The sequence below is a fragment of the Rhodococcus sp. NPDC003382 genome, from assembly GCF_053589135.1.
Genome location: NZ_JBSFRH010000071.1, coordinates 19,828 through 28,936, shown reverse-complemented (window position 1 = coordinate 28,936; position 9,109 = coordinate 19,828). Strand labels below are relative to the sequence as shown.

Annotated in this window: 12 protein-coding genes; 10 read left to right on the top strand and 2 right to left on the bottom strand. The window is 70.8% G+C overall.

Annotated features, from left to right (window positions below; genetic code table 11):
• The first annotated feature begins 87 nt into the window (after positions 1-87).
• The 8 genes from ACWDUD_RS29015 (at position 88) to ACWDUD_RS28980 (ending at position 6,855) form a co-directional block, all read left to right on the top strand.
• On the top strand, positions 88-921 hold the full coding sequence (locus ACWDUD_RS29015; protein WP_450111576.1) for a DUF5666 domain-containing protein: 834 nt from the start codon (positions 88-90) through the stop codon (positions 919-921).
• A 28-nt stretch (positions 922-949) separates the two neighbouring features.
• The gene (locus ACWDUD_RS29010) at positions 950-1,609 is read left to right on the top strand and encodes a type III secretion system chaperone family protein (protein WP_197254940.1); all 660 of its coding nucleotides are present in this window, start codon (positions 950-952) and stop codon (positions 1,607-1,609) included.
• Between the two features lie 51 nt (positions 1,610-1,660).
• Positions 1,661-2,452, top strand: a complete 792-nt coding sequence (locus ACWDUD_RS29005; RefSeq protein WP_197254860.1) for an SDR family NAD(P)-dependent oxidoreductase — start codon at positions 1,661-1,663, stop codon at positions 2,450-2,452.
• Positions 2,453-2,543: 91 nt separating this feature from the next.
• The gene (locus tag ACWDUD_RS29000; RefSeq protein ID WP_307846426.1) at positions 2,544-3,161 is read left to right on the top strand and encodes a LemA family protein; all 618 of its coding nucleotides are present in this window, start codon (positions 2,544-2,546) and stop codon (positions 3,159-3,161) included.
• A 79-nt stretch (positions 3,162-3,240) separates the two neighbouring features.
• Entirely contained in the window at positions 3,241-3,774 is a 534-nt protein-coding gene (pyrE, locus tag ACWDUD_RS28995) for an orotate phosphoribosyltransferase (protein ID WP_197254864.1), read from the top strand.
• 18 nt (positions 3,775-3,792) lie between these two features.
• Positions 3,793-4,899 (top strand): galactose-1-phosphate uridylyltransferase, encoded by a 1,107-nt coding sequence (gene galT / locus ACWDUD_RS28990; RefSeq protein WP_450111579.1) that lies wholly within the window; start codon positions 3,793-3,795, stop codon positions 4,897-4,899.
• Positions 4,896-6,047, top strand: a complete 1,152-nt coding sequence (gene galK, locus ACWDUD_RS28985; RefSeq protein WP_450111575.1) for a galactokinase — start codon at positions 4,896-4,898, stop codon at positions 6,045-6,047. Before galT ends, galK begins: the two co-directional genes overlap by 4 nt.
• 31 nt (positions 6,048-6,078) lie before the next feature.
• Positions 6,079-6,855 carry a lysoplasmalogenase family protein gene (locus ACWDUD_RS28980; protein ID WP_450111574.1) on the top strand — a complete coding sequence of 259 codons (777 nt, stop codon included), beginning with the start codon at positions 6,079-6,081 and terminating at the stop codon, positions 6,853-6,855.
• 39 nt (positions 6,856-6,894) lie between these two features.
• Here the strand turns inward: ACWDUD_RS28980 and ACWDUD_RS28975 are convergent, their stop codons facing one another.
• Both ACWDUD_RS28975 and ACWDUD_RS28970 read right to left on the bottom strand, forming a co-directional pair.
• Positions 6,895-7,086, bottom strand: coding sequence for a hypothetical protein (locus tag ACWDUD_RS28975; RefSeq protein ID WP_197254869.1), 192 nt, complete (start codon positions 7,084-7,086; stop codon positions 6,895-6,897).
• Between the two features lie 92 nt (positions 7,087-7,178).
• A complete protein-coding gene (locus ACWDUD_RS28970) occupies positions 7,179-7,625 on the bottom strand; it encodes a hypothetical protein (RefSeq protein ID WP_197254870.1) in 447 nt (148 codons plus the stop codon).
• 63 nt (positions 7,626-7,688) lie between these two features.
• Here ACWDUD_RS28970 and ACWDUD_RS28965 point away from each other — a divergent pair, with 63 nt between their 5' ends.
• Complete coding sequence (locus tag ACWDUD_RS28965) at positions 7,689-8,459, top strand: SDR family oxidoreductase (RefSeq protein ID WP_450111573.1); 771 nt, start codon at positions 7,689-7,691, stop codon at positions 8,457-8,459.
• 41 nt (positions 8,460-8,500) lie between these two features.
• Positions 8,501-9,109, top strand: a complete 609-nt coding sequence (locus tag ACWDUD_RS28960; RefSeq protein ID WP_450111572.1) for a DUF6636 domain-containing protein — start codon at positions 8,501-8,503, stop codon at positions 9,107-9,109.

Here is a 9,109-nt window from a genome sequence, read left to right as displayed (position 1 = left end):
GCGGGCGATCGCGACACGCTGTACCCTCGTGCGCGTTTCCGGTAGCACCCGCTACCGGAAACGCGCACGGGTACCTTGGGAGAGACCATGACGAATCCGCAGGATCCGCGCACACCGCAGGAGCGCGCGTACTCGCTCGACGAGTCGCACGACGAGACGCGGGTGCTGCACACGTCCGATCCGACCGAGGCATACGGTCGCCCCCAGCCCACACAGGCGTTGCCGCCCTACGGCCAGGCGCCGGGCTATCCGCAGGGCTACCAGCCGACCCAGCAGTTCTCACCCACCGAGCAGTACCGGCAGTACCAGCCCGAACAGCAGTACCAGCCGACACAGCAGTACCAGCCGACCCAGCAGTACGGATACGGACCGGGCGGGCCGGGCGTACCGCCGGGACCCACGCCGACCCCGGAACCCCAGGAACCGCGCCGACGCCGCTGGCTGCTGCCGGCACTGGCGGCTCTCGTCGTCATCGCCCTGGCAGCGGTCGTCGGGTACCTGCTCAGCGGCGGCAGCGGCAACGACGCCCCGACCGCGTCGGCTCCCACGACCGCCGTCGCGCCGCCACCCGCGGCGACGAGGACGCAGCCGCCGACCCTCGAACCGTCGCTGCCTCCGACCCTTCCGCTCGATCGGTTGCCCGGTGGGCTCGGCGACGCCATCGGATCCAACGGCACGACCATCGGCACCATCACGGCGAACGACGGATCGAGCATCACGATCAGCGGGATCGGAGGCACGATCGTCACCGTCCGGGTGACGCCCGAGACCCAGATCATCGCCCTCGCGGGTTCCTCGCCGTCGGCGCTGCGGGTGGGGGATACCGTCCTCGCGCAGGGCACACCCGTCCGGGACGGCGAGATGACGGCGGACACAATCGTCAGCGCGACCGTGCCCGGCTTCAACCGTTCCGGCAACTGAACACGCTACGCTGGGCCCGATGACGGTTATGTGGTTCGGTCTTGCAGCGGTCGCGCTCCTCGGCGCGCTCGTCCTGCTCTACATCGACCGCACACGCCGGGAGCAGTCCGGGCGGGTGCGGGAGATCTGGGCGCGTGCACAGGGCTACAAGTACACCGCGTCCGACGGTTCGTTGCCGTCGAACTGGCATCGTGCCGCTCTCGCGAAGCAGGAGTACCTGGGCGCGATCGATGTCGTGCACGGCGTGCGCCGGGGCGACGAGTTCCTGCTCTTCGACATCGAGGAGACCGCCACCATCGTCGCGGTGCGCCGCAAGGTCGGGTCCGACGTGGACATCGACCTGCGCCTGAAGTCGACCCCGCCGCCGAAGGATCCCGACATGAATCTGCTCGGGTCCATCGGGCCGCGGGTGGTGTTCACGACCGATCTCGAGATCGCGCGGCGCGTCTGCGACCAGCGGATGGTCGCGTTCACCGAGTCGATCCCGCCGCACGTGCAGATGCTGTGGAGCGAGAACGAGTGGACCCTCGGTTCGATCCCGCTGAACAGCAACGGTCGCGAGTGGGACGCCGCGATCGACACCGTCGCGCGGCTCTCGGGGATTCTGCACGTGCTGCCCCCGGTCGTGGAACCGGCCGAGATGGACCGCGGCATGCACGACCCCGGCCGGCCGTCGGCGCACCACTGACACCGCGCACCCGGTATTACTTGCGGGTAGGGACCCGCTAGTGTGACCGGCATGACACCGGATCGTTCTGCTCGACCCGTCGCTCTCGTCACCGGCCCCACCTCGGGCATCGGCGCCGGATTCGCCCGTGCGCTCGCCGCTCAGGGCTACGACCTCGTGTTGGTGGCCCGCAACGAGACGAAACTGGCCGACCTCGCGGCCGACCTGAAGGGCCGCCTCGGCGCCGAATCGGAGATCCTGGCGGCCGACCTCGCGACCGAGCCGGGACGGACCCGCGTCGCCGAACGGCTCGCTCGCGGTGTGGACATGCTCGTCAACAACGCCGGCTTCGGAACGACCGGCGAGTTCTGGACGGCGGCACCGGAACTGCTGCAGGCGCAGCTGGACGTGAACGTCACAGCGGTGATGCAGCTGACGCGCGCGGCGCTGCCGCCGATGATCGCGGCCGGTTCCGGCCGCATCGTCAACGTCGCCAGCGTGGCGGGCCTGTTGCCCGGCCGGGGCTCCACCTACTCGGGCAGCAAGGCCTACGTCGTCTCCTTCACCGAGGGGCTGGCCGGCGGTCTCGCGGGGACGGGCGTGCAGGTGCAGGCGCTGTGCCCCGGTTTCGTGCACACCGAGTTCCATCGCCGCGCGGGCATCGAGATGGACTCGATCCCGGAGTGGATGTGGCTCGATGTCGACACGGTGGTGCGTACGTCCCTCGCCGACCTCGAAGCGGGGAAGGTGCGCAGCATTCCCGGCCTGCAGTACAAGGTCCTCACCACCGCGGGCCGGCTCGTCCCGGTCAACCTCGTGCGGCGCCTGACGAACCTCTTCGGCCGGGGCCGCGGCCGCACCTGACAGCGTGCGCCAGGTCACGGTCCGGACACACCCTGCGGACACGCGGGACCGGTGATGCGCACGCATGGACCACCTCGGTACATTTCTGCGCGTGACCGTTGTGGCTGTTGTGATCGCTGTGATTGTGCTGCTCGTGCTGTCGACCCGCACGGCGATGCGCCGCGCGCAGAAGCTCAGAGCCCGACACCGCGACAGTCTGCGCCTGCTCGCCAACGAACTCGACGATCGCTACGATCTCGTGCCCGCGCTGATCGCGGCGTCGGCCGGTGCCGGCGTCGAACGCAGCCGCATCAGCCCGGTCGTCGGCGCCCGCACCCTCGCGATCGCGATGCGCGACCAGCGTCTCGGCCTCGGCGAGCGCGCGGCCGCCGAGAACACGCTGTCCGCGACGCTGCACGAACTCATCGGGGACCCGGACGATGGCACCCACTGGCCGTTCATCCGCGTCGCCCGGGAACTGCGGAAACGAGAGGTGCGCATCGCCGGGGCGGCGCGCGTGCACAACGATCTCGCCCGCGAGATCAACAGGACGGTGAGCCGCTTCCCGTCCTCGATCTTCGCGAAGCTCGCCGGGGTGGAGGCCGTGCCCCTGTTCGAGGTCACCCTGCTGCCCGAGGAGACGGTGCAGGCGGAGGACACGGTCCGGGTCGAGGTCGCGCAGCCGGTCGCGACCGAGGGCGGGGAAACGTCGAGCACCGTCGCGGCCTGACCGTACGTCGCACCGACTAGGCTTCTTGCCGCCGGTCCCGCGGGCCGGCGGCACGAACAATCGACGGTGAGGACGAGCGATGAGTGATCGCGAAGAGCTGGCTGCGCTGGTGCGTGAGCTGGCAGTGGTGCACGGCAAGGTGACGTTGTCGTCCGGTAAGGAAGCCGACTACTACGTGGACCTGCGCCGCGCGACCCTGCATCACCGGGCGGGTCCGCTGATCGGCAGCCTGCTGCGCGAACTCGTCGCCGACTGGGACTTCGACGCCGTCGGCGGGCTCACCATGGGCGCCGATCCGGTCGCGCTGGCCGTGATGCACGCCCCGGGCCGGCCCATCGACGCGTTCGTCGTCCGCAAGGCCGCGAAGGCCCACGGCATGCAGCGTCAGATCGAGGGACCCGACGTCGTCGGCAAGCGCGTGCTGGTCGTCGAGGACACCACCACCACCGGCAACTCGCCGCTCACCGCCGTCAAGGCGCTGCGTGAGGTCGGCGCGATCGTCGTCGGTGTCGCGACGGTCGTCGACCGGGCCACCGGTGCCGACGCCGTCATCGCCGCCGAGGGTCTCGAGTACCGCTCGCTGCTGGGCCTGGCGGACCTGGGCCTCGAGTAGCAGCCGGTGACCCCGCGGGTGCGCCGCACCGTCACGCACCTCGCGGACGGTCGCGAACTGATCTGCTTCGACGACACCGAACCGTATGTCTCCGGTGGTGCCGCGCGGGATCTGCACGACACCCGCGACCTTCCGCCGGTGACCGCGACGTCGGAACTGCGTCTGGATCCGCTCACCGGTGAATGGGTGACGTTCGCGGCGCATCGGATGGACCGCACGTTCCTGCCGAGCGCCGCGGACTGCCCGCTGTGCCCGACCCGTCCGGGCGGTCCGCCGACGGAGATTCCGGCCGCCGACTACGACGTGGTGGTGTTCGAGAACCGATTCCCGTCGCTGACCCCCGGCGGGGATGCCGCCCCGGCCGTCGACGACGAATCGATGTGGCCCCGGCGCCCGGCCGACGGACGTTGCGAGGTGGTGACGTTCACCTCCGACCACGACGCACGGTTCGCAGATCTACCGGTGTCGCGGGCGCGCACCGTCGTCGACGTTCTCGCCGACCGCACCGCCGACCTCTCCGCGTTGCCCGGCGTGCGGCAGGTGTTCTGCTTCGAGAACCGCGGCACGGAAATCGGTGTGACACTGGAACATCCGCACGGGCAGATCTACGCCTACCCGTTCCTGCCGCCGCGGTCGCAGGTGCTGCTCGACCGTGCCCGCGCCCATCGGGCGGCGACCGGACGGTCGCTGCAACGCGACGTGCTCGACGCCGAACGCCGCGCCGGCACCCGCGTCGTCGCGACCGGTGCGCACTGGACCGCGTATGTGCCCGCGGCGGCCCGCTGGCCCGTCGAGGTGCACGTGGCCCCGCACCGCGACGTTCCGGATCTGGCGGCGCTCACCGACGACGAACGCGACGAGCTGGCGCTGATGTACCGGGACGTGCTCGGCCGCGTCGACCGGTTCTTCGACGGGCGGGACCGGGTGCCGTACGTCGCGGCGTGGCACCAGGCCCCGGTGGGGGACGGTCGCGAACACGGACGGCTGTTCGCGCAGGTGTTCTCGGTGCGCCGCGCCGTCGACAAGCTCAAATATCTCGCCGGATCGGAATCGGCGATGGGGGCATGGATCAGTGACACGACGCCCGAGCGCATCGCGGCACGTCTGCGGGAGGTCGCGGAATGAGCGTGTGCAGCGACGCCCGCGCGCGGTTCGTCGACGACTTCGGCGGAACCCCGGACGGGGTGTGGTGCGCGCCCGGGCGGGTCAACCTGATCGGCGAACACGTCGACTACGCGGACGGGCTGTGTCTGCCGATGGCACTCGACCACCGCACGGCCGTCGCGATGCGCCGCCGCGTCGACGGGATTCTGCGACTGCGCAGCGCCGGATTCCCCGAGGTCGACGTCACCGTCACCGACCTCGCCTCCCGCGCGGTCCCAGGCTGGGCCGCCTATGTCGCCGGGGTCGTGTGGGCCCTCGGACCGGCCGGTTTCGCGGGCGCCGACGTCGCGGTGGCCTCGGACGTCCCGGTCGGGTCGGGGCTGTCGAGTTCCGCGGCGCTCGAATGCGCGGTCGCGCTGGCGCTGGCCGAACTGTACGGACGGGTCACCGACGACACCGGCCGCGCGGCGCTCGCGTCCGCCTGCATGCGCGCCGAGAACGACTTCGTCGGCGTCCCCACCGGTGGGATGGACCAGCAGGTCTCGCTGCGCGGGCGGGCCGGGCACGCGATGCTGCTGGACTGCCGCACCGGTCGGGTCCGGCACGTCCCGTTCGACCCGGCCGCCGACGGCCTGACGCTGCTCGTCGTCGACACCGCCGCACCGCACCGCCTCGTCGACGGGCAGTACGCGCAGCGTCGCCGTGCGGTCGAGGACGCGGCGCGGCAACTCGGGGTCGCGACCCTGCGTGACGTGGAAGATGTTTCGGTTCTGCAGGATTCGCTGACGGACGAGGCGCTGCTGCGTCGGGCGCGGCACGTCGTCACCGAGATCGGCCGGGTCCGTGCCGCGGTGGACGCGCTCGACGCCGGTGATGTGCGGGCGCTCGGCCCCTTGCTCGACGCCTCGCACCGTTCCCTGCGCGACGACTTCGAGGTCAGCTCCGTCGAACTGGATTCGGCCGTCGACACCGCGCGCGACGCCGGGGCGCTCGGCGCCCGCATGGTCGGGGGAGGTTTCGGTGGTTCGGCGCTCGCGCTGTGCGAGGCGGACGCGGTCGAGGTGATCTCGCGTGCCGTGCTGGTCGCGGCCGAGCGGCGCGGACTGCCGCAGCCGAGATTCTGGGAGGTGGCACCGGCCGCCGGGGCCCACCGCTGCGACACGGCGTGAGCGGCGGAATGCGAACGGTACTGTGCCCTCCATGGGTGGGTTCAGCACAGCCGGGTTCAGCACAGCCGGGTTCAGCACAGCCGGGTTCAGCACAGGTTGGTTCGGCAGGAGGAAGTGGGGCGCCGAACATGCGGTGTTCGCCGCCGCGACCGCGGCGACGGTACTCGGTGGGGTGCTCGGCAACGAGAAGCTGCAGCAGGTCGCCAAACCACTGATCGCTCCGGCACTCGCGGTGCGGGTGCTGCGCCGCAGCCGGGACACCGACCGCGTCGAGACCGCGCTGCTGCTGGCCGGACTGGCGGCCGCGACCGTCGGCGACGTGTTCATGATCGACCCGGACGACGATCGGCGGCTGCTGCGCGGCGCCGCGTCGTTCGCGGTGATGCAGACGAGCTATTCGACGCTGCTGGCGCGGCGCGGTGCCCGTCCGCACGCGATCGCCGCGGTGCCGCGCGCGGCGGCCGCGCTCGGTGCCGGCAGCCTGCTGGCGGCGAAGTCCCGCAACGTCGCCGCGCCCCTGACCGGGTACGGGACGCTGCTCGCCACCACCGCGACCCTCGCGGCCGATCCGGTGCTCGCCCCGGGTTCGGAGCAGGTGGCGGGGATGCCGCGGCCGTCCACGGACCGGCGCAGCTGGCTCGGGCTGGGTGGTCTGGTGTTCACGATCTCCGACGGCACGATCGTGGTGCGTCGCGTACTGCTGAAGAACAGGAAGGTGCGGGCTGCGGCCGAAGGGTTGATCCTCGCGACCTACGCGGCGGCGCAGCTGCTGCTGGTGGAGGGCATGCTCGCCGGTCGCCGCAAGTGACCTCGGACGAACGTTCAGGGGACTACCGGGCAGCGGTGATCACGCGGAACCTGTCGAGACGATGCTCGCCAGGCAGGTGAGCGCCGTCAGGTGCAGGTACGGCGTGTGATGGGTGCACCACGGGGAGGCGATGTTCGTGGGAGCGACCGGAGGCGACAGGGCGACGGCCGTGCCGGCGGATCCCACCGCAATTCCGGTCGCGATCGTCAGGACGCACATCGTTTTGCGCATGGAAACACCATTCCAAGCCGGTGCACGCCCGGGAAGACTTCGTCCGGACTACATGCCGCGGCCTGTGTCACCCGGCCGGTGACGCGAGCCACTCACGGGCACAACACGATCCGATCGCGGTTCTTCGGATCGACCCGGATGGTGATCACCCGCCCCGGCTCGAAGGCCTCGGCGAATTCCGGGGTCACCTCGTAGACCACCCGGCCGCGGTAGGACTCGGAACCGGGCACCGTCAGGTCGAGGTCGAGTTCGGTGATCTCGCCGTTGTCGACGGTGTGTGCGATCGGGGTCGCCGAGCGGATCGTCGCCCACCCTTCGAGCCCGCGCCGGAGCAGGCGGCGGTCGCGGCGGGGCGGGCGTCCGGCGGCGATCATGGCCAGGCCCAGCGCGGAGCCGTACGCGCAGACCAGGAAGATCACCTGGAATCCGATCGTGCCCTCGGGAGAGCCGCCCACGAAGTACGTGAGCCACAGGGCGAGTACGAGTACGTACCCGCCGGTGACGACGGCGACGGCACGCGCGACACGCTGGTGGTTCATGACTCCTCCGACACCAGGATAGTCCGCACGTGCGGTCGCGTCGGGGTCGCTAGGCTGGCGTTCATGCCTGCCACCAGCGTGTTCGTCACCGGCGCCGCCGCCGGTATCGGTCGTGCCACCGCCCTGCTCTTCGCGCGCCGCGGCTATCGGGTCGGCGCGTTCGACGTCGACGCCGAGGGGCTGGACATCCTCGCGGCGGAACAGCCCGGGATCGTCACCGGGGTCCTCGACGTCACCGACTCGGAGCAGTGGGCCCAGTCCCTGAAGACGTTCTGCCCGGACGGTCGCCTCGACATCCTCGTCAACAACGCGGGGGTGCTGTCGTCGGGCCCGTTCGCCGACACTCCGATCGAACGGCACCGCCGGATCGTCGACGTCAACGTGACCGGCACCGTCAACGGTTGCCATGCGGCGTTCGAATATCTGCGTGTCACACCGGGCTCGCACGTGGTGAACCTGTGCTCGGCGTCGGCGCTCTACGGCCAGCCCGAACTCGCGACCTACAGCGCCACCAAGTTCGCGGTGCGCGGCCTGACCGAGGCCCTCGAGATCGAATGGGCCGAACACGACATCCGGGTGCTGGCGATGTGGCCGCTGTTCGTCGACACCGCGATGACCACCGGCATGGACACCGGCACGACCCGGTCCCTCGGGATCCACCTCACCGCCGACGACGTGGCGCGCGCCCTGTACGAGGCGACCCGGGCCGGGCAGCCGCGCTGGAAGGTGCACCGGCCGGTGGGATGGCAGGCGAAGCTGTTCGCCGCGACCGCGCAGGTGTCGCCGGCGCCGGTCAACCGTCTGGTGAACCGGTGGCTCACGGGCCACAGGTGACCGGCCGATAGAGTGACACCCGGGTCTTCGGAGGGAGTTGCGTGAACGTGCGTCGGGTGACGTCGATCGGTGTGGTGACGGTGGCGGGTCTGCTGCTCGCGGGATGCGGGAGCACGGACGAGAGCACGCAGACGGAATCCGTTGCGGCGGCACCGACTACCACCACGAGCACTCCGGCGCCGACCACCACGACCGTCGCGCCGGTGACCACGACGACGGAACCGGTCACCACGACCGTCGCGATGACCGAGCCGGAAGCACCGACCTCGCTCGTCGACGTGCCCTACGAGCGCAACGAGTCGTACTACTTCACCAGCCCGGACGGGCAGTTCCACTGCGGCATCGTCAAGCTGCCCACCCGCACCGAAGCCGGATGCGAAGGCACCACCGATCCGGTTCCGCCGCGACCCGACGACTGTGTCGTCAACTGGGGCAACGGTATTCGGGTTGCCAACGAGGGCGAGGGTGCGTTCATGTGCTCCGGCGGCCCGGTCTACCTGTCCGACGGCGACACCGCCGTACTGCCCGCCGGTGCGACGCTGTCGAAGCTCGGGTACTCGTGCACCACGACCGAGACGGACGTCACCTGCGTCAACGACGGCACCGGACACGGCTTCACGGTCGCGGCCGGTTCGAACGAGACGTTCTGA